This is a genomic window from Streptomyces sp. NBC_00335, assembly GCF_036127095.1.
GTDB lineage: Bacteria > Actinomycetota > Actinomycetes > Streptomycetales > Streptomycetaceae > Streptomyces.
Genome location: NZ_CP108006.1, coordinates 8,308,730 through 8,332,771, shown reverse-complemented (window position 1 = coordinate 8,332,771; position 24,042 = coordinate 8,308,730). Strand labels below are relative to the sequence as shown.

Sequence of the window (24,042 nt, the reverse complement as noted above, 5' to 3'; positions counted from 1 at the left end):
CATGAAGAAGATCTACGAGGACAAGTCCGGACGTGGGGCGGTGTCCGATCCCGTCTTCACGGCGGAGGACCTCGCTCGTCCCACGCCGCCGCCCACGCCGCCCGCACCGCCCAAGGCGGCTCCCGCGAACGGGCCCGCCGGTGAGCCCACCGGCGGGACGGAATCACATCGAGGGTCTCAGAGCGAGGAAGAACCGTTCCTGGGAGACGCCGAGGCGGAGCGCTACCACACCACCTGGAACGAGATCCAGGGCCGGTTCGTGGACGATCCGCGGGAGGCGGTCCGGTCCGCGGACGTCCTGGTGTCGGAGGTCATGCTGAAGTTCTCGGACACCCTGTCCGCACGCCGGGACGGGCTGGAGAAGCGGTGGAACGGCGGCGAACAGGTCGCCACCGAGGATCTGCGGCAGGCCCTGCGCGCCTACCGCTCGCTGGTGGACCGGCTGCTCGCGACCTGAGTGCCGGGGCCCGGTGTCGCCATCCGGGTCTCCTGGGTCCTCCGCCGTGGCCGCCCGTCAGGCGGCCACGGCGGAGGACTCTGGGCCATCCGGAGCATCGGGGGCGTGTTCCCCACGGGCCGCCGACCATCCGCCGCCCGATCGGTGGATAGTCGGTCGGGGCGTCGGCCGCGCGAGCTGCCGGCCCCGAGGCCAGGCGACACAGGGAGAGTGGATCCGATGGTGAAGAAGGCATTGCTGACGTACGCCTTGGCGGCCGGAGTACTGATCGGGCCGCTGAGCACGGCCGGTTGGGCGGCCGGCGGGCTCGCCGCCGGGTACGGGCAGGTCAAGTCCGGCCCCGTGGGCGTGGTCGAGTCCCGCGCACCGCTGAACGTCCGCGAGAAGCCGACCGTGTACTCGGACGTGGTGAAGAAGCTGCATCCGCACGAGCGGGTGCTCCTCGTGTGCCAGAAGCGCGGGGGCTGGGTGGACGGCAACCCGGTGTGGTACCGCCTGCACGGCTCGAAGGGCTGGGTCTCGGCCCGCTACGTGCACAACCTCCAGCCGGTCCGCCCCTGCTGAGAGCGCGCCGGGCGGTGGAAGGCCGCAAAGGGAACGGCCCCCGGAGTTCGGGGGCCGTTCCCTTTGCGGGTCCCTTTGCGGGTCCCTGTACGCGCGCAGGCGCTCAGGCGGTGGAGGACAGTGCCTGCCTCCGCGCTCCCGTCGTACGCAGTCCGCGCCTCTCGTGCGCGGTGAGCCCGCCCCAGACGCCGAACGGCTCTCCCACCTTCAGCGCGTGCCGCAGGCAGTCGGGCTGCACCGGGCACAGGGCGCACACCTCCTTCGCCGCCGAGTCCCGCGCCTCCCGCTCCACGCGCTGCTCGCCCGCGGGATGGAAGAAGAGCCGCGAGCCCAGTTCCCGGCAGGCGGCGTCCTCCTGCCACAGCCAGTGGTGCTCGGCGCGACCCGGTAGACGCGACACATTTCCCACCTCGGAACCTCCATCGGAGACGGCCCGGATTCGGAGCGGATCCGGACCGGATTCGGATACGTGATCCCATCGCGTCTGACCCGGAACGCCTGGTTCAAACGGCCTGCCCCCGCCGTGCCCGGCGGCTCCGCCGGGCGAGCAGGGCCGCGGCCAGTACGCCGGCCGCCGTGAGCAGCGCGGTCCGGTGGCTCCGCGCCGTGGTCGCGGCCCGCACGGCCTTGCCCCGTACGGAATCGAGGTTCTTGTCCTCCACCAGGCGGCCGACGTGCGACGCCGCCGTCCCCCGCAGCCGCTCGGCGGTCTCGTGGACCCGCGACGAAGAGCCCGCCCTGGAGACCAGCGCCTCGACCGTCCGGCCGAGTTCCTTGCGGGTCCGGGCGGCCTGTCGGCGGAGCGCCCGTGCGCCGGGGACGGACTTGTTTGCGTTCAATCCGGTCGCCGTCGTCATCTTCTTCGTCATCTTCGTCATCGTCGTCGTCATGGTCGGGGTTCCCTTTCCTTCGAGTCCTCCGCCTACCCGCGGGCCGGCCGGGCGCCGTGCGCCCCGCGATGTCCGCCTGACGGGTGTGCTGCGCGGATACCCGGCAACGGGCGCATCACACGGGCGAGTTGGCCCGGAAACGGACTGGTGGCCCGCCCCGAACGGGACGGGCCACCAGTGGGCCGGGGTCCGGCGGTTCCGCCGCCGGCTACCAGTAGTGACGTCGGCCGCCGACCGCGTGTCCGACCGAGCCCAGGAGCCACAGCACCGCCCCCACCACGAGCAGGATGACGCCGATGGTCCACAGAACGGAGATTCCGGTCAGGAATCCGATGAGCAGGAGGATGAGTCCGGCGAAAAGCATGATGTCCTCACTCGCGCGTCGGGAAAGCGGCGAACCGGGTGGCTCCGCAGCTGTGCCTCGGCCCGCGTCTACCCTCGGACGCCGTCCTTATCTGTCGGCGACGGCGGCCGGCGCTCGCCGCGCGCCGGTCCGGGAGAGCCACCCTGCCGGGGACCGGCCGGTGGGGCGCCGTTCAGGCCGACAGGTCGAGCTCGTAGACCTGTCCGATCAGATCGGCGCCGAAGCTGTGGTGCGGCTCCTCCTCCACGAGCCGGAAGCCGGCGGCCAGGTAGATCCCGCGCGCGGCCACCAGGGTGTCGTTCGTCCACAGCCGGATCCGCTCGTACCCCGCCTCGCGGGCGAAGTCCACGCACTGTGCGACCAGGCGCGAGCCCAGGCGGTGACCGCGGGCGGCGGGGTCCACGAGGAGGATCCGCAGTGTGGCGGTGCTCCGCTCGCGCTCGTCGCCCTCCTTGCCGGCCACGCAGAACACGCTGCCGACCCGGCGGCCGTCCAGTTCGGCGATCCAGGCCTCCTCGCGGGAGGGATCGCGGCCGGCCGCGTAGTCCGCGACGATCCGCGCGACCAGGGCCTCGAAGCTGATGTCCCAGCCGAATTCCTTCGCGTACTGCTCGCCGTGGGCCATGACCACCCAGCCGAGATCGCCCGGCTCCCCCATGGGCCGGATCACCGCGCGGACCTCGTTCATGGGGACCCTCTCTCACGCATGACGGCACTGCATCACTGCGCCATCGAACTACTGAAACGACCGTTTCAGTAAAGCATAATGTCCGGATGACCCCTTCCGCCCGTGACGGCTCCGCCCGCAAGCAGCAGCTCCTGGAGCTGGCCTACGCCCACGTGCTCGACCACGGGCTGGCGGACATGTCCCTGCGCCCCCTGGCCGAGGCGATCGGCAGCAGTCCGCGCGTCCTCCTCTTCCTGTTCGGCAGCAAGGACGCCCTGGTGCAGGCGCTGCTCGCGCGGGCGCGGCAGGACGAGACGGGGATGCTCGAAGCCGTGCACCGGGCCCGGCCGGAGCACGGGCTCGCACGCACGGGCGAACTGGTGTGGAGCTGGCTGGCCGACCCGGGGCACCGCAAGGTACTCACCCTCTGGGTCGAGGGCTATGCGCGCTCGCTGGGCGACGGCGCGGGACCCTGGGCGGGGTTCGCGGAGCGGACGATCGCCGACTGGCTGGAGGTCTTCGCCGCCGCCCAGCCGCCGGACCGCCGCGACACGCCCGAGGGGCTCGCCGAGCGCACCCTGCTGTTGTCGGTCCTGCGCGGAGCCCTGCTGGACCTACTGGCGAGCCGGGACGAACCGCGCACCACCGCGGCCGTGACCGCCCATCTCCGCACCCTGGAGGCCCCCGCCGACGGTGCACCGACCCGCGGGGGCCTGGCCGGCGACGGACCCACCGGCAGGACCGACCGCGTCACCCGGACGGTCGCCGCGCCGCGGGCGGCCGTCTACGCCGCCCTCCTCGACCGCGAGTCCCTCGAAGCCTGGCTCCCGCCGGACGGGATGAGCGGGCGGATCGAGCAGTGGGACCCGCGGCCCGGCGGCGGTTTCCGAATGGTCCTCACCTACCTCGATCCCGCCGAAAGCCCCGGCGCGGGCCCGGGCAAGACGTCCGACGCGACCGATGTGGTCGACGTACGGTTCACCGGGCTGGTGCCGCCGGAACGCGTGGTGCAGCAGGCTGTGTTCGAGTCCGACGACCCTTCCTACGCCGGCACCATGACGATGACCTGGCACCTCGCCGCCTCCGCCGTCGGCACCGAGGTGACCTTCACCGCCACGGACGTACCCCCGGGCATCGACCGGGCGGACCACGAGGCGGGCATCGCCTCCTCGCTGGCCCACCTGGCGTCGTACGTCGAAGAGGCCCGATGAGCTGAACGGGCTGCGCGCCGGCGCTACTTGCTCACTGAGGCGGGGGCCGTTTCGGTCGTGGGGCCCGCCTGGTCCCGCAGTTCGAGCTGCTGCGGCCGCAGGGCGGGGATCAGGGCCGCGATGGCCCCGGACAGCAGGGCGAAGCCGCCGCCCATCAGCAGGCCGGTGCGGAAGCCCGCCTCGGAGGTGAAGGTGAATCCGCCCGCCGTGGTGGTCATCTGGGCCAGGACCACACCGACGACGGCGGCGCCGACGGAGGTGCCCAGCGAGCGCATGAGGGCGTTGAAGCCGTTGGCCGCGCCGGTCTCCGTCAGCGGCACCGCGCTCATGATCAGAGCGGGCATGGCTCCGTAGGCGAGGGCGACCCCGCTGTTGACGACCATGACGGCGACCATCAGCCCGACGGCGGTCGAGGAGAAGAGGAGCGCGACGCCGTAGCCCGCGGCCAGGACGAGCGCCCCGCACACGAGGGTGACCTTGGGGCCGTGGGAGTTGGTGAGCTTCCCGCCGAGGGGGGACACGGCCATCATCATGAGCCCGCCGGGGAGCATCCACATGCCGGCCGCCAGCATGGACTGGCCCAGGCCGTAGCCGGTGGCGGCGGGGAACTGCAGCAGTTGCGGGATGACCAGCATGCTCGCGTACATGCCGAAGCCGATGGAGACGGAGGCGAGGTTGGTCAGCAGGACGCGCGGGCGGACCGTGGTGCGCAGGTCCACCAGCGGGTCGGTGGTGCGCCATTCGAACCACCCCCAGGCGGCCAGGACCACCACGGCGGTGGCGATCAGACCGAGGGTGGTGGCGGATCCCCAGCCCCAGTCGGCGCCCTTGGACACGAACAGCAGCAGGGACACCAGGCCCGCCGCGAGGCCCAGTGCGCCGACCACGTCGAAGCGTTGCCCCTTGGCGGCGGCCGGAACATCGGGGACGAAGGCCACGATCATGACGGCGACACAGCCGGCGAGCACCGCGGACCCCCAGAACAGGAAGCGCCAGCTGGTGTACTGGGCGACGGCCGCGGAGACCGGGAGGCCGATGCCGCCACCGATGCCCATGGAGGCGCTCACGAGGGCGATGGAGGAACTGAGCTTCTCGGCGGGGAGGATGTCGCGGAGCAGGGCGATGCCCAGCGGGATCATGCCCATGCCGACGCCCTGCAGCCCGCGCCCGATGATCATCTGGACGACGCCGCCCGCCAGCGCGCACACCACCGATCCGGCGATCAGCGGTATGCAACAGGCCAGGAGCATGCGGCGCTTGCCGAGCATGTCGCCCAGGCGCCCGCTGATCGGTACGCACACGCCTGCGACCAGGAGGGTGGCGGTGACCACCCATGCGGAGTTGGAGTGGGAGGTGTGGAGGATGTTCGGCAAGTCGGCCAGCAGCGGCGTGACCAGTGTCTGCATGACGGCTGCGGCGATGCCCGCGAGTGCGAGCGTCGCGATCACCTTGCCGGTGCGGGGGGCGGCCGTGGGCGGCTGTTGCATGAAGGGTCCTAAAGGCGTGGGCCGCAGGCCCGGCCGGCCGGACGGCACGGGGCGCACGAGGTACGGAGGGGTCTGCCCGGCGGAGCGTGGGCACGAGGTCGGCGTGCACCACAATCAGTAGTCAACTATCAGTTCGGGGTGTACGACGTGTCAACCTGATCCGATCGTCGACTATCAGTTGTATGGTCGGCAGTGTGCCGACCGAAAGCCCCAAACCCCTGCGCGCCGACGCCGTGCGCAATATCGAGAAGATCGTCAGAGCGGCCCGCGACGTGTACGCCGAGCTGGGACCCGATGCCCCGCTCGACGAGATCGCACGACGGGCCGGGGTGGGGATCGCCACGCTCTTCCGCCGCTTCCCCGACAAGGCCGCCCTGCTCCGGGCCGTGATCGACCAGCAGTTCGCCCAGGACGTCCTCCCCGTCATCGACCGCGGACTGGCCGACGAGGACCCCCGCCGCGGCCTGACCGTCGTACTCGAAGCCGCCCTGGCCTCGGCGGCCGGCGAGCACCACGTGCTGACGGCCGCCCGGAACGCCGGCGTCCTCTCCGCGGAGGTCAGCGCCCGGTTCTTCGCCGCGCTCGACCCGCTGGTGACCCGGGGGCAGCAGGCCGGGGTGATCCGGGGCGACCTCGTGCCCGACGATCTGAAGAGGATCATGGGCATGCTCGTCAGCGTGCTGTGGACCATGGACCCCGCCGAGGAGGGCTGGCGCCGCTACGTGGCCCTGGTCATGGACGGCCTGAGCCCGGCCGCGGCGAGTCCCCTGCCCCACCCGGCTCCCCCGCTGCTGCGCCGGCCGCAGGAATGATCTCCTTCGGGCCGTAGAGCGCCGCGGTCGCCCCGGTGAGCAGAGCCCAGTAACGGTCCCCGAAGGACCAGTGCCACCATTCCGTCGGGTAGTTCACCAGCCCGGCGGCGGTGAGGGTGGCGCCCAGCAGTTCCCGGTTGGCGCGGGCCTCCCCGCCGATGCCGGCGGCGTGCGTGTAGCAGGCGCCCCCGCTCTCCTCCGGGTCCGCGTTCATCCGCGTGCCCATGTCCAGCTCGCGGCCGTCGGCGTCGGCGAGCGTGAGGTCCACGGCCGCACCGGCACTGTGCGGAGCGATCGCGGGCGGGGAGACGTAGCGGCTCGCGGCCGTATGGATCCGATCCTCGCTCCACCCGGGGTTGTCGGCCCGCAGCAGGCCGGCGTACTCCTCGAAGTACGCGCGCTGGAGCGAGGGCGGCCGGTACCCCTCGACGAACAGGAGCCGCAGTCCGCGGGGCAGGGCCTGCTGGGCGTCGAGCAGGCGTGCCAGCACGCCTTCCCGCAGGTGCGCGAAGGCGTCCGCCGGGTCCTTTTTGCGCGCGTCGACCAGCAGATGGCCGCCGCGGCGGACGTCGACGAGGCGTTCGCCGCACTCCTCGACGGGTATCGCCGCGACCTTCGGGTCCGACATCAAGATGATCTCGTTCATCCCGTGATCATCGCGCACGGCTCAGATCCAGTCGCGCCGCTTGAAGCCGAGGTAGAGGGCCACCGAGAGGGTGAGCATCAGCGCGGAGGAGACCAGGAAGCCGGTGTGCGTGCCGTCCCCCGGGAAGGGGACGTTCTGGCCGTAGAAGCCGGTGATCGCGGTCGGGACGGCGATGATGGAGGCCCAGCTGGTGACCTTCTTCATGATCAGGTTCAGCCGGTTGCCCTGGACGTTGAGGTTGGTGTCCATGACCGAGTTCACCAGGTCCCGCAGGGATTCGGTCCACTCGGTGGCGCGCAGGACGTGGTCGTAGACGTCCTGGTAGTACGGCAGCATCGCGGGGCTGACGGTGTGCAGGTCGCGGCGCAGCAGGGTGTTGACGACCTCGCGCATGGGCAGCACGACCCGGCGCAGGAGCACCAGGTCCTTGCGCAGGTCGTACGAGCGCCGCTGAACGGTGCGAACCTCGTCGCGGCCGTCCTCGAAGAGCAGTTGCTCCAGGGCCTCGATCTGCTCGTCGAGCTGCTGGACGGCTTTGAAGTGGCCGTCCACGAGGCAGTCGAGCAGTCCGTGGAGCAGGAAGCCGACGCCTTCCTTGGCGAGGTCGGCGGAGTCGTCCCAGTAGTCGACGACGCGGTCCATGTCGAAGTGGCCGCTCGCGCGGACGGTGATCAGGGCGTTGGCGGTGATGAAGGCGGAGATCTCCCGGGCCCGCAGGGGACCGTCGGGGGTGTCGGTGTAGACGGCGTAGGCGCTGAGGAAGAGGTGCGTGCGGTAGCGGTCGAGCTTGGCTCGCTGGTGCGCGTGCCGGGCGTCCTCGACGGCCAGTTCGTGCAGCCCGAACTGCTCGGTGATCAGGTCGAAGTCCGCGGCGGTGGGATCGCAGAGGTCCAGCCAGACGTGGCAGTCCGGCCGCCCCGCGTATGCGGAGAGGTCCTGGGTGGGGAACCCCTCCAGGGCCAGGACACCATCGCGGTACAGCCGGGTTCGTGCCACCCGAGCAGGCTAGGCGGACGGCTCCGGCCGGTCCGCGAGCGACACCCCCGCGCGCGGGCGGGGGTCGCCTCGGGGAGTCGGCCGGTGGGCATCGGCCGGTGGGTGCACGCGGTCGGCAGCCGTGGAGCGGGACGGATCGGCCGCGGAGGGGACGGGGCGGCCGTAGAGGGACGGGTCAGTTCTTGCGGCGTGCGGCCCAGACGGAGCGTTCGGTGCGCACGGCGAGGTCGTCGCGGCGCAGGATGCTCTCCGGGCCGTCGGTGTCGAGCAGCCGGTCGAGCGCGGCGAGGTCCTCGGGCACGAGGGTGTCGACGATGCTGCGGCGCAGGCGCTGCAGGCTGCTGAGGGCGTACGCGCCGACCGCCTCGCTGCGGGAGCCCTCGATGTTCACGTCGATCACGCGGTCGCCGTCGAGGGCGAATCCGGCCGCGGTGAGCTTCGGCCCCCAGTCGGCGCCGCGGTGCGGCACGTGCTCGGCGTGGTGACACTCGCTCGCGGTGTGGCAGCGCTCCTCCAGTCCGGGCCGGCCTTCGGGGGCACCCTCGGGCAGGAAGCGCGGGAAGCCCGCCAGCTCGACGACGGCGAACAGCCCGCCGGGGGCGAGCAGTTCCCGGACCGTGCGCAGGGCCTGGTCCGGGTCGGCCATGTGGTGCATCGAGGCCGAGGCCCACACCAGGTCCGGCGTACCGAGTTCGGGCCACTCGGTCTCGTCGAGGTCGGCCTGCACGGTGCGGACGCGGTCCTCGACGCCTCGGGCGCACGCCTTCTCGCGCAGGCGCAGCAGGTGCGCCGCCGAGGAGTCGACGGCGGTGACGTGCGCGTCGGGGAAGCGGTCGAGCAGGGCGAAGGTGCCGGCTCCCGTGCCGCAGCCCAGGTCCACGATGTGGCGAGGGGGCTCGTGCAGGGGCAGCCAGGTGGTGATGTCGGCGATGTGCTCGGCGAGTACTTCCGCGTCGAGGTCGAGGATCTCCGCCTGGCCGTCGGCCTCGTGGTGGGCGTGGGCGTCGTGGTGGGCATGGGCGTCGACCTGGGCGTGGTCATGGCCGTGGGGGCCGTGGCCGGCGTGCTGGGCGTGGCCGTGCTGCGGTGCGTGCTGTGCGTGGGTCATGGATCCACGGTAGGACGCCCATGCGCTTGCCGCATGCAATCTTGCCGGTTAGGCAAGAAGATGGCCTCGGGGCCCCCAGGACGCGCAAGACGCCCGCGCCCGACAACCCGTACGGGGCAGGGGGAGCCAGGACCGACCTGGAGGACATGGAGGACATGGAGGACCTCAAGGAGCCGCCCGCCCGCGCCTCGTCAATGATCCGGCCCCTGACCGGCGCCTTCGCCGTTCCCGTCGCCTCCCCCGTCACCGATGCCGTTGTCCCTCTGGTGGCCGCGGCGGGCGTCCCGGTCGAAGATCCCCAGGATCTCGCACGGTCCCCCCTCGGCGCCGATCGCGTGCGGCATCATCGTGGGGAATTCGGCCGCCTGGTTCGTCTCGATGCGGAAGCGGCGGTGCCCCAGCAACAGGATCGCGGTACCGGACAGGACCACGAGCCATTCGCGCCCGGGGTGCGCGCGCATCCGGGAGGGGTTGTCGGGTGGCGGCTCGGTCATGCGCTGGCGGATGACCGTCATCCCCGGTTCCCCCTTGATCGGCCAGCGCATCTGCCCGCGAGCGGCGTCGATCATCGGACTGGTGATGACATCGTCGGTCGCGGTCTCCACGAGCTGGTCCAAGGTGGTGTCGAGCGCGCGGGCGAGCGTGACCAGGCTGTCCAGCGCCAGGCGGCGCTGGCCGTTCTCGATGCGGCTGAGCGTGGACTGGCTGAGCCGGGCACGCGTGGCCAGTTCCTCCAGGGACCAGCCCTGCGCCACCCGCAGCGCGCGGATGCGTTTGCGTACCAGGCTGTCCAGATCGCCGTCTTCTTGCGTCATAGGCAACATTGTATGCCCGCCCTGCAAGTCGCGGTTAGCGTCGTACGCAGACGGCCCCGGACCACGGGGCCGGCACGAAACCTCCCGAAGGGAAACCGACGCCATGTCCGCGACGACCACCGCCCACGCGACCGACGCACTGCCGGACGGGACCGTCGACGCCGTGGTGATCGGCGGCGGCGCCGCCGGTCTGAACGGCGCGCTGATGCTCGCCCGCTCCCGCCGTTCGGTCGTCGTGATCGACAGCGGCACCCCCCGCAACGCGCCCGCCGAAGGCGTGCACGGCCTGCTCGGCCTGGACGGCACCCCGCCGGCGGAACTGTACGGGCGGGGCCGTGAGGAAGTGCGCCGCTACGGCGGCCTCGTCGTCTCCGGCGAGGTCTGCGCCGCCGAGCACGCCGATCCGTCCGCCGACGGCGACCTGCGCTTCACCGTCACCCTGACCGACGGCCGCGTCCTGACGGCGCGCCGCCTGCTGGTGGCCACCGGTCTGCGCGACGTCCTGCCCGAGCTGCCCGGACTGGCGGAGCACTGGGGCCACAGCGTGGTGCACTGCCCGTACTGCCACGGCTGGGAGGTGCGCGACGAGCCGATCGGCGTCCTCGCCACCGGCCCCGCATCGGTCCACCACGCCCTGTTGTTCCGTCAGCTCACCGACGACCTCGTCTACTTCACGGACGGCACCGAGCTGGACGAAGAGACACGTACGCGCTTCGCCGCACGCACCATCCGCGTCATCGACACCCCGGTCGAAGAGGTCGTGGGGGACGCCGACGGCGGCATCCGCGGCGTGCGCTTGGCCGACGGCCGGGTCGTCGACCGCCGCGTCCTCGCGGTGGCGACCACGCTCGTGGCCCGTACCGAGGGACTGTCGGGCCTGGGCCTGCCGATGGAGGAACTGCCCGGCGGCGGCCGTCGCTTCATCTCCGGCGCGGCCGGCGCCACCGACGTGCCCGGGGTGTGGGTGGCCGGCAACGTCACCGACCCGATCGCCCAGGTCGGGGCCTCCGCCGCGGCCGGGGCGCTGGCCGGCGCCCACGTCAACGCGCTCCTCGCCGTCGCCGACACCGACGCGGCAGTCGCGGCCCTCGCCCCGGCAGGGACCACCGCCACCGCCTGAGGCCCACTACGGCCCGACGCCCGACGCCCGGCGGGCGCGCGAACGCCCGCTCCCGCCCCACCCCACCCCGGCAGCGCCGGACCTGGTCCGGCGCTGCCTTCCGCATGCCCTTTTCCGGGAGGAAACCATGAGTTCGCACCAGCCCCCACGGGAGGCAGCCGCCGAAGGACCCGGCGGCGCCGACAGCCAAGACCGGCCGGACGCACGCCGGCTGCGCACCGTCCTGATCACCGTATGCATCGCGTTGATGGCCGTCATCGCCTCGGTTTCCGGGCTCAACGTCGCCCAGCCCGACCTCGCCGTCGAGTTCGGCGCCTCGCAGAGCACCGTCCTGTGGATCATCAACCTCTACACCCTCACGCTGGCCGCCCTGCTGCTCCCGCTCGGAGCACTCGGGGACCGGCTGGGCCGCAAGCCCACGCTGATCGCCGGCCTGGCCGTCTTCGGCGTCGCCGGCGCCGTCGCGGGCCTCGCCCCGTCCACGGAGGTCATGCTCGCCGCACGCCTGCTCAGTGGTGTGGGCGCCGCGATGATCATGCCCATCACCCTCGCCGTGATCACTTCCACCTTCCCCGAGGAGCAGCGCGGCCGGGCCATCGGTGTGTGGACCGCGGTCGCCGGAGGCGGCGGCGTCCTCGGCATGTTCCTCTCCGCGACGCTCGTGGACGTGGCGAACTGGCGCTACCTCTTCGTGCTGCCCGTCGCCCTGGCCGTCGTGGCCCTGGTCATGTCGCTGCGCGTGATCCCCGACTCCCGCGAGACCCCCGGGCATGCGTACGACACCGTCGGCGCGCTGACCTCGGTCGTCGCCGTGGCCGGCCTCATTTTCGCCCTCCAGGAAGGGCCGGAGCGCGGCTGGTCCGATCCCACCACCCTGACCGGCCTCGTCGCCGGGCTGCTCGCCGCCGTCGCCTTCGTGGTCCGGGAGGTTCGTCTCCGGGACGCCGCCCTGCTCGACGTACGGCTGTTCCGCGAGCGCGGGCTGGCCGGCGGCTCCCTCACCCTGCTGACCGTCTTCGGTGTGCAGGCGGGGATCTTCGTGGTGCTCTTCCCCTTCTTCCAGGCCGTTCTCGGGTGGTCGGGCCTCATCTCCACGCTCGCGCTGATGCCCATGGCCGTGGCCATGATGCTGGCCTCCGGCCTGGCTCCCCGGCTGGCCGCGCGCACCGGTGCCCGCCGCGCCATGGCGGCCGGCATCCTGCTCGCCGGCGCCGGCCTCGCCCTCATGGCGGGCATCGTCTCCGTCGACGGCGGCTACCTGTCCGTCCTTCCCGGCATGCTCGCCATGGGCATCGGCATGGGCCTGGCGATGACGCCCTCCACCGAAGCCATCACCGGCTCCCTGCCCCGGGAGCGCCAGGGCGTGGCCTCCGCGCTCAACGACGTCACCCGCGAGTTCGGCACCGCGCTGGGAGTGGCCCTGCTCGGAGCGCTCCTGTCGGCCGGCTACCGCGATGCCGTCGACGAGCGGCTCCAGGGCATCCCGCAGGGCGCCGCCGACGCCGCGCGGGAGGGCCTCGCCAACGCCGTCGAGGCAGCGCACGGTGCGGGCCCCCAGGCGCAGGCCCTCGTCCACGCCGCCCGGCAGTCCTTCGTCGAGGGCTGGCAGCAGGCCATGTGGGCGGGCGTCGCCGTCATGGGCGTCCTGTTCCTCTACGTCCTGGCCCGTGGCCCGAAGACGCCGGCGGAGGCGGAGGCGGAGGCCCTGGAGTACGCCCAGGATCCGACGGCGGACCCCGAGGCCCTCTCCCTCAGGTGACGGGCAGACATATGCACCTATGTCATCATCGAGTTCATGAGTGAAGTCGAGACCCTCCCCCTGCGACTGACCCACCTCGATGCCGTTCTCGATCTCGGCTACCGGGCCTTCGACGTGAAGGCGATGCCCTACACGTCCTGGTCACTGTCTTCGGTGGCCGCGCACTGGGACGCCCAGCCGGACGCCTGCTGGATCGCCCGCGACGAGGAGGGACTGCTCGGCTTCGTCCTCGGATCACTGTCCTACGACGAGCGCGAGGACTGGGGCTACCTGGAGTGGATCGCCCTGGAGGAACGCGCCCGCGGTCGCGGAGTCGCGAGTTCCCTGGTCGAGCACTGCTGCGCCGCGCTCTTCGCCGCGGGAGCGTCCCGGATCATCACCGACGTGGAGAGCGGCAACGCGTCCTCCGCGGCGATGATGCGGCGCAACGGGTTCACCGAGAAGGTCACCGTCACCCTGTTCGTCCGCCCGAACCCGCGCGAACACACCGGCACGTCCTCGTACTCCCCTCAGGATCCGGCCAGGTCCCGCCTGCGCCGCGCCGCCCGGGCCGGCGGCAGCGCGGCGGGCCCGGGCGCGGCAGGAACGGCCCCGCTCGCCTAGGCCGTGTCTTTCGGATCAGGCCGTCGCGGAACTTCGGCGCGTGGGGATGGCCGGGCGCATCTTGGCGATGGCGGTGCAGCCATCATTCGAGGACGGGCTTGACTCTCGGGTTACGAGAGACGGCACAGTCAATGCCATGGACAAGAGAAACCTGCTGCCGATCGGGCAGTTCTCGCAGGCCAGCGGCCTCTCGGTCACCGCGCTTCGGCACTACGACGCCAGTGGCGTGCTGGTGCCGGCGTTCGTCGATCCGGTGAGTGGCTACCGGTACTTCTGGCGTGATCAGGTGCGTACGGCGCAGTCGATCAGGGCGCTGCGGCAGTTGGACATCCCGGTCGAGGAGGTGCGCCAGCTGCTCGGTGGCGGCGAGGATGAGCTGGTCGCCGCTCTGCAGGCGCGTCTGCGGGCGGCCGAACGGCGGCTGGAGGTACAGCGTTCCTTGGTCCACAGCCTGTTGAGCCGACTGACCGAAGGAGCAGAGATGACCCACCATGTCACCGTCCGCCAGGGCGCCGCCGAACGGATCCTCGTCCGCGGGGCAACCCTGGACAACTCCGGGCTCGACGCCTTCCTTCGCGGTGCCTATCAGGAGATGTACGAGGTCGCCGGCCGCGGCCCGCTCACCTTCACCGGGCCCGCCTTCGTCCGCTTCCACGGAGTGTGCGACAACGAGAACGAGACGCTCGTCGAGGCGTGCCTGCCGTTCTGGGAGGACGGCGCGCAGCCCACGGACCTGCCCGAGGGCATGATCGTGCGCGAGCTGCCCGAGAGCACCCTCGCCTGCACGGAGGTCGAGGGAGCGGACGCCGCGTTCCCGCAGATCCTCGGCGCGTACGACGCCGTCGCCAACTGGATCACCGAGCACGACTTCGCCTTCGCGGGGCCGGCCCGGATGGTCTACCGCCGGTGGACCGGGACACCGGACGACCCGGGCAACCGCCTGGAAATCGCCTGGCCGATCGACGAGCCCACCGGCGCCGGCGACGAAGCGGTTCCTTTCGGATCACCTCGCTGACCAGATGAAGATGGCGGCGAGGTGGAGTCCGGCGAGGTAGATGGTGGCGGTCTTGTCGTATCGAGTGGCCAGCCCGCGCCCCTGCTTGAGCTTATTGATGCAGCGTTCGACGGTGTTCCGGTGCTTGTAGGTCTCACGGTCGAAGGCCGGAGGACGACCGCCACCACTGCCGCGGCGCTTGCGGTTGGCGGCCTGGTCGGCAGGTTGCGGGATCACGGCGCGGATCCCGCGCCGACGGAGATGGGCCCGGATCCCGCGGGACGAGTAGGCCTTGTCTGCCAGGACCGTCTCCGGTGTGGTCCGTGGCCGTCCGACAGGCCGGGGCACCCGTAAGCGAGCCATGACCTGGGTGAACGCGGGTGCATCACCGGCCTGGCCGGGCGTGAGGACGAAGGCCAGCGGCCGGCAGCGGCCGTCTGCGACGAGGTGAATCTTGGTGGTCAGCCCGCCGCGGGAACGTCCAAGGGCATGGTCGTCCGGCTCGCCGGCCGGGGCCCCTTTTGACGGGCCCCGGCGGCGTGCTGATGGGCTCGGACGACGGTGGAGTCGACCGCGACGACCCAGTCGAGGTCGCCTTCGGCGTCGGCCTGGGCGAGCAGGGCGGTGAAGACCTTCTCCCAGGTGCCGTCGGCGGCCCATTTCCGCAGGCGGTTGTGGGCGCCCTTCCACGAGCCGAAGTGCTCGGGGAGCTCCATCCACGGTGTGCCGGTGCGGTACTTGAACGCGATCGCGTCGATCACCTGCCGGTGATCACGCCACCGTCCGCCCCGCTTCGGTGTCCGGTCCGGCAGCAACGGCTCAATCCGTGCCCACTGGGCATCAGTTAACGACACACATCAACCAACGATCAGATGATCCGAAGGAAACGGCCTAGCGCTCCGACCGCGAACCCTTGGCGGGCCCTTACGTCGTTTCGCTCTCGCTGATCGCGGAACGCCTGGCGCTGCTCACGCTCGGTCTGGTCCGGCCCCGGAGCGAACGACTCCCCGACGGGGTCCCGTTCGCGGGCCATCACTTCTTCCTCCGCACGGACTCCTGACCCGTGCGGAGGGCCCGCGGGGCCCGCCCGGCGCGTGCGCGGGCCCGGACGTGCGCCTGCGCGCCTCCGCGCGCCCCCGCAGCGGGGATGACCGCGGACCGGATCCGCCCCGAACATGAACTGCCGTCAACATCCGCAGCAACTCGGCCATCACGGGGGAACCATGGGACGACGCTGGCTGATCACGGGATGCTCCTCGGGGCTCGGGCACGCCCTCGCCACCGCGGCGGCCGGGGCCGGGGACGAACTGGCCGTCACCGCCCGCAAGACCGCCGACCTGGAGGATCTGGCCGCCGCCTGGCCCGGGCGGATCGTCCCGATCCCGCTCGAACTGCGGGACGACGCTTCCTGCGAGGAAGCCGTCCGCATCGCGGCCGAGCGCCTGGGCGGCATCGACGTCCTCGTCAACAACGCCGCCGTCGGACTGTTCGGCGCGGTCGAGGAGGTCTCGGACGCCGAACTCCGCGACCAGTTGGAGACCCTGGTCGTCGGCCCCTGGCGGCTCGCGCGCCTCGTCCTGCCGCTGATGCGGGCCCAGGGGCACGGCCACATCCTCAACGTCTCCTCCGTGGTCGGACGGATGGCCTTCCCCGGGCTGGCCGCCTACACCGCCGGGAAGCACGCCCTCGAAGGCATGAGCCGGACCCTCGCGATGGAGGCCGCGCCCCACAACATCCGCGTCACCGTCATCGAACCGGGCATGTTCGCGACGCGCTACGGAACCTCCATGGCCGAGGCCGCCCACCGGGTCCCCGCCTACGACGCCACCAACCGCGAGATGCTCGAAGGGGCCCGGGGCCTCGCGGACAGCCCCGAGACCGGAGCCCCGGAGTACTTCGCCGCGCGGGTCCTGGACATCGTCACCGCCGAGGGCCCCACGCCGCTGCGGATCCCCGTCGGCGACGACGCCTACGGCTACATCGACGCGTCGGACGAGGTGGACCGCGCGGACCACGCTGCGGCCCGCCTCCTCGTACAGGGCCCGCCGCAATAGGCCGAAATTCGATCATGTCAGTGGAAACCGAGGCGCGCGCGGATTCGTTCGAACAGGTGCCAGAACCCTCAAGTGGCCTTGAACGAGCAGAAATTCACGGTTCGACCCAAGGAGTGTCAGCGTGCGCGTCCTCTTCACCGGCCCCGCTTCGGTGGGCCATCTGTTCCCCATGGTGCCGACCGCCCAGGCGCTCCAGGCCGCCGGGCACCAGGTGCTGTTCGCGGTTTCGGCCCCGTACGACCAGATGCGGCAGTCCGGCCTGCCCACCGTGGGGATCGGTGACGGCTCGACGCTATTGGAGGCCTTCAAGCGTGCCTCGAACGGCTCGGACCTGCAGTTCATCACGGACGGCAACAGCCCAGAGGACACCGAGCGGATCGCCGCGGCCGGCTTCGCCGAACACGGGCGGGTCACCATCGACGACCTGTTCGCACTCGCCACCGCCTGGCGGCCCGACGTCATCGTCCACGCCGCCTTCCAAGCCGCCGCTCCCCTGGTCTGCGCGGCCCTCGGCATACCGGCCGTGGTCCACAACTTCGGCGTGATGTCCGGCTTCGGCATGGTCGGCCGGCTCGCCGGACTGCTGGCGGACGAGTATCGGGCCCGTGGGGTGGAAGGCCCGGCCACCCACACCGTCCTCGACGTCGTTCCGCCCTCCCTCGGCGGAGACGGCACGGGCTGGCGCGTCCGGTACGTGCCGCACAACGGTGGCGGTTCGATTCCGCGCGATCTCGTGGCCCGTGGCTCCCGGCCCCGAATCGCCGTCACCCTCGGGACCGTGGTGACCGCGTTCGCGGGCGTCGACCCGGTCACCCGGGTGATCGCCGAGGCGGCGTCCGTCGACGCCGAGTTCCTGCTCGCGGTCGGCGACACCGATCTGGGCCCGCTCGGCACGCTTCCCGACAACGTCCGGGCGCTGCCGTGGGTGCCCCTGGCGCAGCTCCTGGACACCGCGGACGCGATCGTGCACCACGGCGGCGCCGGCACCATGCTCACCGCCGCCGCCCTGGGCGTCCCGCAGCTGATCCTCCCGCAGGGCGCCGACCACTTCATGAACACCGATGCCGCGACCGGCCTGGGCTTCGCCCTCCGTACGACCGGCGACGCGGTGGACGCCGGTCTGCTCGAACGCCTGCTCACCGACGAGGCCCTCCGCAAGGGGGCCGCCGCCACTCGGGCGGAGATTGCCGCGCTGCCCTCCCCCACCGACCTCGTCGCCTCCTTCGAGGCCATCGGTTAGCGCGGGAAACCCAGGACGGCCTACGGCCGAACCCGCACCCCTACGGCGGGTAGGAGGTGCGGGTTCGGCTCGATCCTCAGACGATCACTTGCACGCGATCCGGGACCCGGTCAGCCAGATCGAGCCAGGCGTCAGGGCTTCATCTCGTACGCACCCGCCAGCGCCTCCACCCGCGCCCACACGCGCGCCGACCGGTCCGCGTCCACGGCCGGGCGGCGGACCGCTCCCAGCGCCCAGGCCTGCTGGTCCGCGGTGGCGGAGTCCTTGCCGTGCAGTTCGACGGCGTGCGCGGAGAAGTCCCGTACGAGGACGCCGAAGAGCTCGTCCAGCACGTCCTCGTCCAGGCCGGTCAGGCGGGCCTGCTCCAGGACGAGCTGGCCGTGCACCACCAGGGCGAAGAGCTGGCCCACCGCCAGGAGGAGGTCGAGGTCGCGGCTCTGCCGCTCGTCGGGGGCGGCGGTCTCGACGAACGCGCAGAGGGCGTCGGCCTGCTCGCGCAGCCGGGCGACGTTGGGCACGGCGGCGTACGCGTCGTAGGCCGGGCGCCAGTCGTGGAACCGTACGGATCCAAGGCCCCGGGCCGGGCCCTGGCGGAACAGGAAGGCGTCGTCGGCCGCGTCGAGGCGGGTCGGGACGGGGGCGTAGTCGGCCGGTTCCAGCAGGTGGTTGCGCATGAACTTGAGGATGAGCGCCAGGTTGACGTGGACCGTGCCCTCCAGCTTGGGCAGGCCGCGGATCTCGACGGCCGCCTGGGCGAAGTAGGTGTCCTTCTCGAAGCCCTTGGCCGCGATGACGTCCCACATCAGGTCGATGACCTTCTCGCCCTCCGTGGTCACCTTCATCTTGGTCATCGGATTGAAGAGGAGGTAGCGGCGGTCGTCGGGTCCGGCGGAGCGGAAGTAGTCGACGGCCCGGTCGCTGAACAGCTTCATCCCGACGAGGCGGACGTACGCGTCGGTGAGCTCGCGCCGCACGTGCGGGAAGGCGGTGACGGGGCGGCCGTAGAGGATGCGGCCCTGCGCGTGGGTGACGGCTTCGTACATCGCGTGCTCGCAGATGCCGATCGAGGCGGTGCAGAGGTTGAACTTGCCGACGTTGACGGTGTTGAGGGCGGCGTCGAAGGCGGCGCGACCGGTGTGCAGGACGTCATCGGCGCCGACCGGGTAGTCCGTGAGGCGGAACTCGCTGACGTACTTGGAGGAGTCGACGACGTTCTTCACCACGTCGTACGCGGGGTGGCGGCTGTCGGCCGCGAAGAAGACGTAGCCGTCCGGGCCCTCGATGTCGGTGCGGCGGCCGAAGACGGAGACGAGTCCGGCGGCGTTGCCGTTGCCGATGTAGTACTTCGAGCCGGTGGCCCGGAAGCCGCCCGCACCGTCACCGTCGGCATACGGCTCCAGCAGCATGTCGGTGTTGTAGATGTCCGCGCCGTGGGTCTTCTCGGACAGGCCGAAGGCGAACACCTCGCCCGCGTCGAGGAGTTGGGCGGCGCGCTCGCGGGCGGCGGCGTTGTCGCTCTGCCAGACGGGGCCGAGACCGAGGATGGTCACCTGCCACGCGTACCAGTAGTCGAGGCCGTAGAAGCCGAGGATCTCGTTGAGGGCGGCGATGCGCGCGGTGTCCCAGCGCTTGTCGGTCCCGTCCTGGCCGGCGGCCGGCTCCGGGGTCAGGAAGGTCGCGAAGAGGCCCTCCTTCGCGGAGAACGCGAGGAAGTCGCCCAGCCAGGCGCGGGTGCGGTAGTCCTCGATCAGCCGGCGCTTGCCGCGCTCCTCGAACCAGTCGACGGTCGCGCGCAGCAGCCGGCGGGTCTCGGGGTCGAAGTGCGCGGGGTCGTAGGTGCGCGGGTTGAACAGCAGCTGGTCGCTCATGGGCGTTCGCCTTCCGGTCGGAGGATGAGGGGTGACGAGGGAGCAGGAGAAAGAGGGAGGAGCAGGGAGCGCTCGGCGGCGCCGGTTCAGGGGGCCGTCAGGCGGTGGAGGGTGGCCAGTACGTCCTCCAGCCAGGCCAGCTGCATGCGCTCGTAGGCGATGCCGCCGCGGAGCACGACGTGCTGGAGTTCCCGCCCGGCGTCGGAGGGGTCCGGGGCCGGAGCCTCGGGTCCGGTGAAATCGCGGAGCTGTCCCGCCAGGTAGTGCGTGAGCCGGTCGGCGTGCGTGCGGTGGTGCCGCTCGACCTCGCGGATCAGGGCGGCCGGATCGTCGAAGGCCGCGCCGCGGATCTTCACGGCGAGCTCGTGGCGGACCGTGTCGGCCTGGACCGGCTCGTGGAGCCAGGCCGAGAGGGCGGCGCGGCCGGTCGCGGTGACGGAGTACTCCTTCTTGTCCGGCCGGGTCAGCTGGGGCACTTCGCGGACGTCGAGCCGGCCGTCGGCCTCCATCCGGTTGAGCACGCGGTAGATCTGCTGGTGGGTGGCGGTCCAGAAGTAGCCGATGGACCGGTCGAACCGGCGGGCCAGCTCGTATCCGGAACCCGGCTGTTCCAGCAGGGAGACGAGGATCGCGTGCTCAAGTGCCATGCCCCGATCTTTCTATGCAACTCGTTGCATAGACAAGCGCCGCCACGAGGGTGAGACGCGGCTCACCCGCGCGCTCGGTTAGGGTCGGCGGGACAGCGCATCGCACCGCGATCCGACGAACCATCATGAGGAGCAGCCGTGAGCCAGCCGGCGTCCACCGCCCTGCAGCAGGAGATCGCCCGGGAGCTCCTGGTCACCGACGCCTTCGACGCCGAGCGGGAGATCGAGCGCCGGGTGGCGTTCCTGGCCGAGCGGCTCACCTCCACCGGCCTGCGCTCCCTGGTCCTCGGGATCAGCGGCGGCGTGGACTCCACGACGGCCGGCAGGCTCTGCCAGCTCGCCGTGGAGCGGGTCCGCGCGGCCGGGCACGAGGCGACGTTCTACGCCATGCGACTGCCCTACGGGGTCCAGGCCGACGAGAGGGACGCCCAGCTCGCCCTCGGCTTCATCAACGCCGACCGGGTGCTGACCGTGGACGTGAAGCCCGCGAGCGACGCGGCGCTGTCCGCCTCACTGGCCGGCGGGACCGTCTTCCGCGACGCCCACCACCAGGACTTCGTGCAGGGCAACATCAAGGCCCGCCAGCGCATGATCGCCCAGTACGCGGTGGCCGGCGCGCACGACGGCCTGGTCGTCGGCACCGACCACGCCGCCGAGGCTGTCTCCGGGTTCTTCACCAAGTTCGGCGACGGCGCGGCCGACGTGGTACCGCTGACCGGGCTGACCAAGCGCCGGGTACGGGCCTGCGCCGACGTCCTGGGCGCACCGGCCGAGCTGGTCTGGAAGACGCCCACCGCGGACCTGGAGACCCTGGACCCGGGCAAGGCCGACGAGGACGCGCTGGGCGTCACCTACGACGAGATCGACGACTTCCTGGAGGGCAAGCCGGTCGGGGAGCGCCCCTTCGAGACGATCGTCCGCCGCTACCGCCTGACCGAGCACAAGCGGCAGCTGCCGATCGCACCGTAGCGGCGTCCGCGCCGGGCGCCGGGGCGGGCGGGACCGGAGCGGCCAGGTCCGGAGCGGGAGGGACGGAAACGGGCATGACGGGCGCGTGAACTCCGTCTCCCCGGGGTACTGGACGGTCACGGCGAGCAACAATTGCCCGGCTCGTCGTAGTGGTGTCGTTCCACACCCGAGGAGTCCCCGTGGCCGTCCTCAGCACGATCCTGCTGATCCTCGGCGCCTGGTGCGCCGCGAGTCTCGCCACCGTCGCCGCGTACGCCGCCATCCGCAGGCTCCATGTCCGGCGGCAGCGGGCGGCGTCCGCGCCGGTCGGCGCGGGTGCGGCCCGGGGCCGCGCCCAGCGCCGACGACCCCGGCTCCCCGCTCACCGGTCCGGACGCTCCGGACGCTCCGATCCCGACCGCAGGGTCCCACCGGCGGACCTCCAGGCGGGCTGACCGTCACGAACCGTGTTTGGCTGGCCGCATGACGTCCGCCAGCGGAACCTCATCCGGCCCGATGCCCGAAGCCCCGTCCCGGCCCGCCGGCGGCGCACCGGCGGGACCTCCCGATCCCCGGCGCTGGTGGGCGCTGGCCGTCATCGGGCTGGCCCAGCTGATGGTCGTGCTCGACGCCACGATCGTGAACATCGCCCTTCCCTCCGCCCAGCGCGATCTGGGGATGTCGGACGGCAACCGGCAGTGGGTGATCACCGCCTACTCGCTGGCCTTCGGCGGTCTGCTCCTGCTGGGCGGGCGCCTCGCGGACCTCATCGGCCGCAGGCGTGCGTTCGTCATCGGCCTGAGCGGCTTCGCCCTCGCCTCCGCCCTGGGCGGCGCGGCGAGCGGACCCGGGATGCTCTTCGCGGCCCGGGCACTGCAGGGCGTCTTCGCGGCGCTGCTCGCGCCGTGCGCCCTGTCGCTGCTGGCCACCACCTTCGACACCCCCAGGGAACGCGCCAAGGCCTTCGGCGTGTTCGCGGCGATCGCGAGCGGCGGCGGCGCCGTCGGCCTGATCGCCGGGGGCCTGCTCACGGAGTACCTGAACTGGCGCTGGTGCCTCTACGTCAACGTGGTCATCGCCGCGGTCGCGGTCCTCGGCGCCTTCGCCTTCCTGCGCGGCACGGGGCGTACGGGAGCGAAGCTCGACGTCCCGGGTGCGATCCTCGGGTGCGGCGGGCTCGCGGCCATCGTCTTCGGGCTGAGCGAGGCCGAACCGCGCGGCTGGTCCGACGGCCCGGTCCTCGGCCTCCTCGCCGGCGGGGCCGCCCTGCTCACCGCGTTCGCCTGGTGGCAGGCGCGGGCGAGCGACCCCATGCTTCCGCCGCACATCATCGGGGACCGGACGCGGGCCGGCTGCCTGCTCACCATGGCTCTGGCGACCATCGGCCTGTTCGCCCTGTTCCTGTTCATGACCTACTACTTCCAGCTGATCCTCGGCTACTCCCCCGTCAAGACCGGGCTGGCCTTCCTCCCCATGACGCTGGCGATCATCACCGGTGCGACCCAGGTCTCCGCGCGCTTCCTCGACCGGCTCGCGCCCCGCTCGCTGATCGTCCCCGGGCTGCTCCTGGCCACCGTGGCCCTGGTCCTGCTCACGCGGCTGACAGTGGACTCCTCGTACGCGACCCACGTGCTCCCCGCGATGCTGGTCCTCGGGTTCGGCATGGGCCTGGTCTTCATGCCCGTGATGTCGACGGCCACCCAGGGCGTGGCGCGCAAGGACTCCGGGATCACCTCCGCCACGGTCAACACGGCCCAGCAGGTGGGCGGCGCGATCGGAACGGCGCTCCTGAACACCATCGCGAGCACGGCCGCGACGGCCTACGTCGCCGCACACCGCGCGGGACCGGCGCAGGCCGCCGACGGCGCCTCCGTGTCCCCGGCGCAGCGGTTGGTCGAGGCCCAGGGCGTGGTGCACGGCTTCGGGGTCGCGCTCTGGTGGGCGGCCGGCATCATGCTGCTGGGCGCCGCCGCGGCCGCCCTCATGATCACCGCGCCGGCGCCCGCGCACCGGCGCGAGGCCCGGGGCGCGGGGGTCGCCGCCCCGGCGCCCTGACGGGGCCGGCACGACGGACGGGGCCTACGGGCCCTGCGGGGCCGGCCGCGCGGCCGGCGGGAGCAGGGTCGTGGCGATGCCCGCGAGCACCGCCGCGAGGCCCGCTTCGAAGCCGGCGTCCTGATCGCGGAACATCTCCGGGCCCGCCTCGGCCGTCAGCGGGAAGCCGGCGAGCCGTTCGGCGCGGGCCTCCAGGTCGTAGCCCTCCCCGTCCGAGCCGGGCAGGGGGCCCATCGACTGCTCCTCGATCACGTACCCGATGGTGTAGCTGTACGCGGTGAACCAGGCCCGGGCCGCCCCGGCAGCCGTGAAGCCGCCCGCGACGAGCGTCCGCAGGTGGGCCTCCATCGGAGCGGCGTAGCTGATGTCGGTGAAGTGCGTACCGCTGTAGACCTTGGCGCCGTCGCGGTAGCGCAGCAGGTGCCCCCGCAGGCCCCGCATCGCGGCCTCCAGTGCCTGCTTCCAGTCGTCGGGGGGACGGGCCGCGTCCAGGTCCGCCGTCATCCGGCGGAACATCTCGGTGGCCATCTCGTCGAGCAGGGCCTGCTTGTCCTTGAAGTGCCAGTACAGGGCGGGCGCCTTGACGTCGAGCTCCTTGGCGATGGCCCGCAGGGTCAGTCCCTCCAGGCCCACGTCGCCCAGCAGCCGCAGGGCGGTGGCGGCCACCGTCGCCCGGTCGAGCCGGACCCGTTCTGGTTTTGCTTCTCGTTCTTCTCTCACCACCTTGACAACTTAAC

27 protein-coding genes are annotated in these 24,042 nt (G+C 72.0%); 14 read left to right on the top strand and 13 right to left on the bottom strand.

The genetic code is table 11. From position 1 onward, the window contains the following. Window position 1: 1 nt before the first annotated feature. Both OHA37_RS37660 and OHA37_RS37655 read left to right on the top strand, forming a co-directional pair. On the top strand, window positions 2-457 hold the full coding sequence (locus tag OHA37_RS37660; RefSeq protein ID WP_266912373.1) for a hypothetical protein: 456 nt from the start codon (window positions 2-4) through the stop codon (window positions 455-457). A gap of 219 nt (window positions 458-676) precedes the next feature. Beyond that, a complete protein-coding gene (locus OHA37_RS37655) occupies window positions 677-1,021 on the top strand; it encodes an SH3 domain-containing protein (RefSeq protein ID WP_266912371.1) in 345 nt (114 codons plus the stop codon). A gap of 103 nt (window positions 1,022-1,124) precedes the next feature. Here the strand turns inward: OHA37_RS37655 and OHA37_RS37650 are convergent, their stop codons facing one another. The 4 genes from OHA37_RS37650 to OHA37_RS37635 all read right to left on the bottom strand — a co-directional run bounded on the left by OHA37_RS37650 (window position 1,125) and on the right by OHA37_RS37635 (window position 2,963). After that, on the bottom strand, window positions 1,125-1,421 hold the full coding sequence (locus OHA37_RS37650; protein ID WP_323182400.1) for a WhiB family transcriptional regulator: 297 nt from the start codon (window positions 1,419-1,421) through the stop codon (window positions 1,125-1,127). Window positions 1,422-1,524: 103 nt separating this feature from the next. Continuing rightward, window positions 1,525-1,911: a DUF3618 domain-containing protein gene (locus tag OHA37_RS37645; RefSeq protein ID WP_266912367.1), complete on the bottom strand. Its 387-nt coding sequence runs from the start codon at window positions 1,909-1,911 to the stop codon at window positions 1,525-1,527. Between the two features lie 208 nt (window positions 1,912-2,119). Beyond that, on the bottom strand, window positions 2,120-2,275 hold the full coding sequence (locus tag OHA37_RS37640; RefSeq protein WP_266912365.1) for a DUF6131 family protein: 156 nt from the start codon (window positions 2,273-2,275) through the stop codon (window positions 2,120-2,122). A 172-nt stretch (window positions 2,276-2,447) separates the two neighbouring features. After that, entirely contained in the window at window positions 2,448-2,963 is a 516-nt protein-coding gene (locus OHA37_RS37635; protein WP_266912363.1) for a GNAT family N-acetyltransferase, read from the bottom strand. An 86-nt stretch (window positions 2,964-3,049) separates the two neighbouring features. Between OHA37_RS37635 and OHA37_RS37630 the strand changes: the two genes are divergently transcribed. Next, on the top strand, window positions 3,050-4,153 hold the full coding sequence (locus tag OHA37_RS37630; RefSeq protein WP_266912361.1) for an SRPBCC domain-containing protein: 1,104 nt from the start codon (window positions 3,050-3,052) through the stop codon (window positions 4,151-4,153). 23 nt (window positions 4,154-4,176) lie between these two features. Here the strand turns inward: OHA37_RS37630 and OHA37_RS37625 are convergent, their stop codons facing one another. Continuing rightward, window positions 4,177-5,640 carry an MFS transporter gene (locus OHA37_RS37625; protein ID WP_266912359.1) on the bottom strand — a complete coding sequence of 488 codons (1,464 nt, stop codon included), beginning with the start codon at window positions 5,638-5,640 and terminating at the stop codon, window positions 4,177-4,179. Window positions 5,641-5,834: 194 nt separating this feature from the next. Here OHA37_RS37625 and OHA37_RS37620 point away from each other — a divergent pair, with 194 nt between their 5' ends. After that, window positions 5,835-6,452, top strand: coding sequence for a TetR/AcrR family transcriptional regulator (locus OHA37_RS37620; RefSeq protein WP_266912357.1), 618 nt, complete (start codon window positions 5,835-5,837; stop codon window positions 6,450-6,452). On the opposite strand, the gene OHA37_RS37615 is transcribed toward OHA37_RS37620, so the two are convergent. From OHA37_RS37615 to OHA37_RS37600, 4 genes are all read right to left on the bottom strand, one after another. Continuing rightward, complete coding sequence (locus tag OHA37_RS37615; RefSeq protein WP_266912355.1) at window positions 6,373-7,098, bottom strand: M15 family metallopeptidase; 726 nt, start codon at window positions 7,096-7,098, stop codon at window positions 6,373-6,375. The genes OHA37_RS37620 and OHA37_RS37615 overlap by 80 nt on opposite strands. 21 nt (window positions 7,099-7,119) lie before the next feature. Then, window positions 7,120-8,094: a magnesium transporter CorA family protein gene (locus tag OHA37_RS37610; protein ID WP_266912353.1), complete on the bottom strand. Its 975-nt coding sequence runs from the start codon at window positions 8,092-8,094 to the stop codon at window positions 7,120-7,122. Window positions 8,095-8,269: 175 nt separating this feature from the next. Next, on the bottom strand, window positions 8,270-9,202 hold the full coding sequence (locus tag OHA37_RS37605) for a class I SAM-dependent methyltransferase (RefSeq protein ID WP_266912352.1): 933 nt from the start codon (window positions 9,200-9,202) through the stop codon (window positions 8,270-8,272). Window positions 9,203-9,393: 191 nt separating this feature from the next. After that, the gene (locus OHA37_RS37600) at window positions 9,394-10,017 is read right to left on the bottom strand and encodes a helix-turn-helix domain-containing protein (protein WP_266912350.1); all 624 of its coding nucleotides are present in this window, start codon (window positions 10,015-10,017) and stop codon (window positions 9,394-9,396) included. A 103-nt stretch (window positions 10,018-10,120) separates the two neighbouring features. Here OHA37_RS37600 and OHA37_RS37595 point away from each other — a divergent pair, with 103 nt between their 5' ends. From OHA37_RS37595 to OHA37_RS37580, 4 genes are all read left to right on the top strand, one after another. Continuing rightward, window positions 10,121-11,137 carry an NAD(P)/FAD-dependent oxidoreductase gene (locus OHA37_RS37595; RefSeq protein ID WP_266912348.1) on the top strand — a complete coding sequence of 339 codons (1,017 nt, stop codon included), beginning with the start codon at window positions 10,121-10,123 and terminating at the stop codon, window positions 11,135-11,137. A gap of 127 nt (window positions 11,138-11,264) precedes the next feature. Beyond that, window positions 11,265-12,896 carry an MFS transporter gene (locus OHA37_RS37590; RefSeq protein ID WP_266912346.1) on the top strand — a complete coding sequence of 544 codons (1,632 nt, stop codon included), beginning with the start codon at window positions 11,265-11,267 and terminating at the stop codon, window positions 12,894-12,896. A gap of 36 nt (window positions 12,897-12,932) precedes the next feature. Then, on the top strand, window positions 12,933-13,499 hold the full coding sequence (locus OHA37_RS37585; RefSeq protein ID WP_266912344.1) for a GNAT family N-acetyltransferase: 567 nt from the start codon (window positions 12,933-12,935) through the stop codon (window positions 13,497-13,499). Between the two features lie 136 nt (window positions 13,500-13,635). After that, window positions 13,636-14,514, top strand: coding sequence for a MerR family transcriptional regulator (locus OHA37_RS37580; protein WP_266912342.1), 879 nt, complete (start codon window positions 13,636-13,638; stop codon window positions 14,512-14,514). On the opposite strand, the gene OHA37_RS37575 is transcribed toward OHA37_RS37580, so the two are convergent. Continuing rightward, a protein-coding gene (locus tag OHA37_RS37575; protein WP_443046273.1) for an IS5 family transposase occupies window positions 14,503-15,347 on the bottom strand; the annotation gives its coding sequence in 2 pieces (ribosomal slippage) (window positions 14,503-15,017 and window positions 15,017-15,347; 846 coding nt in all). The genes OHA37_RS37580 and OHA37_RS37575 overlap by 12 nt on opposite strands. Before the next feature lie 59 nt (window positions 15,348-15,406). Here OHA37_RS37575 and OHA37_RS37570 point away from each other — a divergent pair. The 3 genes from OHA37_RS37570 (at window position 15,407) to OHA37_RS37560 (ending at window position 17,787) form a co-directional block, all read left to right on the top strand. Continuing rightward, entirely contained in the window at window positions 15,407-15,553 is a 147-nt protein-coding gene (locus tag OHA37_RS37570; RefSeq protein ID WP_266912340.1) for a hypothetical protein, read from the top strand. Between the two features lie 163 nt (window positions 15,554-15,716). Next, on the top strand, window positions 15,717-16,547 hold the full coding sequence (locus tag OHA37_RS37565; protein WP_266912338.1) for an SDR family oxidoreductase: 831 nt from the start codon (window positions 15,717-15,719) through the stop codon (window positions 16,545-16,547). 121 nt (window positions 16,548-16,668) lie between these two features. Further along, a complete protein-coding gene (locus OHA37_RS37560) occupies window positions 16,669-17,787 on the top strand; it encodes a nucleotide disphospho-sugar-binding domain-containing protein (protein WP_266912336.1) in 1,119 nt (372 codons plus the stop codon). Window positions 17,788-17,918: 131 nt separating this feature from the next. On the opposite strand, the gene OHA37_RS37555 is transcribed toward OHA37_RS37560, so the two are convergent. Both OHA37_RS37555 and OHA37_RS37550 read right to left on the bottom strand, forming a co-directional pair. Then, window positions 17,919-19,655 (bottom strand): acyl-CoA dehydrogenase family protein, encoded by a 1,737-nt coding sequence (locus tag OHA37_RS37555; RefSeq protein ID WP_266912334.1) that lies wholly within the window; start codon window positions 19,653-19,655, stop codon window positions 17,919-17,921. An 86-nt stretch (window positions 19,656-19,741) separates the two neighbouring features. Next, window positions 19,742-20,302 (bottom strand): PadR family transcriptional regulator, encoded by a 561-nt coding sequence (locus OHA37_RS37550; protein ID WP_266912332.1) that lies wholly within the window; start codon window positions 20,300-20,302, stop codon window positions 19,742-19,744. Window positions 20,303-20,440: 138 nt separating this feature from the next. Between OHA37_RS37550 and nadE the strand changes: the two genes are divergently transcribed. The 3 genes from nadE (at window position 20,441) to OHA37_RS37535 (ending at window position 23,305) form a co-directional block, all read left to right on the top strand. Continuing rightward, window positions 20,441-21,271 carry an ammonia-dependent NAD(+) synthetase gene (nadE, locus tag OHA37_RS37545; protein ID WP_266912330.1) on the top strand — a complete coding sequence of 277 codons (831 nt, stop codon included), beginning with the start codon at window positions 20,441-20,443 and terminating at the stop codon, window positions 21,269-21,271. A 179-nt stretch (window positions 21,272-21,450) separates the two neighbouring features. Then, window positions 21,451-21,705, top strand: a complete 255-nt coding sequence (locus OHA37_RS37540; protein WP_266912328.1) for a hypothetical protein — start codon at window positions 21,451-21,453, stop codon at window positions 21,703-21,705. A 61-nt stretch (window positions 21,706-21,766) separates the two neighbouring features. Continuing rightward, window positions 21,767-23,305, top strand: a complete 1,539-nt coding sequence (locus tag OHA37_RS37535) for an MFS transporter (RefSeq protein ID WP_266913438.1) — start codon at window positions 21,767-21,769, stop codon at window positions 23,303-23,305. 24 nt (window positions 23,306-23,329) lie between these two features. Here OHA37_RS37535 and OHA37_RS37530 read toward each other — a convergent pair whose 3' ends face one another. Beyond that, window positions 23,330-24,028 carry a TetR/AcrR family transcriptional regulator C-terminal domain-containing protein gene (locus tag OHA37_RS37530; RefSeq protein WP_266912326.1) on the bottom strand — a complete coding sequence of 233 codons (699 nt, stop codon included), beginning with the start codon at window positions 24,026-24,028 and terminating at the stop codon, window positions 23,330-23,332. Window positions 24,029-24,042 lie beyond the last annotated feature (14 nt).

What these genes read in the sequence shown, in the direction of transcription:
- OHA37_RS37635 (WP_266912363.1), bottom strand. Translation starts at nt 2,963, where the DNA reads ATGAACGAGGTCCGCGCGGTGATCCGGCCCATGGGGGAGCCGGGCGAT.
- OHA37_RS37550 (WP_266912332.1), bottom strand. Translation starts at nt 20,302, where the DNA reads ATGGCACTTGAGCACGCGATCCTCGTCTCCCTGCTGGAACAGCCGGGT.
- OHA37_RS37660 (WP_266912373.1), top strand. Translation starts at nt 2, where the DNA reads ATGAAGAAGATCTACGAGGACAAGTCCGGACGTGGGGCGGTGTCCGAT.
- OHA37_RS37590 (WP_266912346.1), top strand. Translation starts at nt 11,265, where the DNA reads ATGAGTTCGCACCAGCCCCCACGGGAGGCAGCCGCCGAAGGACCCGGC.
- OHA37_RS37535 (WP_266913438.1), top strand. Translation starts at nt 21,767, where the DNA reads ATGCCCGAAGCCCCGTCCCGGCCCGCCGGCGGCGCACCGGCGGGACCT.
- OHA37_RS37585 (WP_266912344.1), top strand. Translation starts at nt 12,933, where the DNA reads ATGAGTGAAGTCGAGACCCTCCCCCTGCGACTGACCCACCTCGATGCC.
- OHA37_RS37600 (WP_266912350.1), bottom strand. Translation starts at nt 10,017, where the DNA reads ATGACGCAAGAAGACGGCGATCTGGACAGCCTGGTACGCAAACGCATC.
- OHA37_RS37580 (WP_266912342.1), top strand. Translation starts at nt 13,636, where the DNA reads ATGGACAAGAGAAACCTGCTGCCGATCGGGCAGTTCTCGCAGGCCAGC.
- OHA37_RS37605 (WP_266912352.1), bottom strand. Translation starts at nt 9,202, where the DNA reads ATGACCCACGCACAGCACGCACCGCAGCACGGCCACGCCCAGCACGCC.
- OHA37_RS37565 (WP_266912338.1), top strand. Translation starts at nt 15,717, where the DNA reads ATGGGACGACGCTGGCTGATCACGGGATGCTCCTCGGGGCTCGGGCAC.
- OHA37_RS37615 (WP_266912355.1), bottom strand. Translation starts at nt 7,098, where the DNA reads ATGAACGAGATCATCTTGATGTCGGACCCGAAGGTCGCGGCGATACCC.
- OHA37_RS37595 (WP_266912348.1), top strand. Translation starts at nt 10,121, where the DNA reads ATGTCCGCGACGACCACCGCCCACGCGACCGACGCACTGCCGGACGGG.
- OHA37_RS37655 (WP_266912371.1), top strand. Translation starts at nt 677, where the DNA reads ATGGTGAAGAAGGCATTGCTGACGTACGCCTTGGCGGCCGGAGTACTG.
- OHA37_RS37555 (WP_266912334.1), bottom strand. Translation starts at nt 19,655, where the DNA reads ATGAGCGACCAGCTGCTGTTCAACCCGCGCACCTACGACCCCGCGCAC.
- OHA37_RS37630 (WP_266912361.1), top strand. Translation starts at nt 3,050, where the DNA reads ATGACCCCTTCCGCCCGTGACGGCTCCGCCCGCAAGCAGCAGCTCCTG.
- OHA37_RS37640 (WP_266912365.1), bottom strand. Translation starts at nt 2,275, where the DNA reads ATGCTTTTCGCCGGACTCATCCTCCTGCTCATCGGATTCCTGACCGGA.
- OHA37_RS37625 (WP_266912359.1), bottom strand. Translation starts at nt 5,640, where the DNA reads ATGCAACAGCCGCCCACGGCCGCCCCCCGCACCGGCAAGGTGATCGCG.
- OHA37_RS37645 (WP_266912367.1), bottom strand. Translation starts at nt 1,911, where the DNA reads ATGACGACGACGATGACGAAGATGACGAAGAAGATGACGACGGCGACC.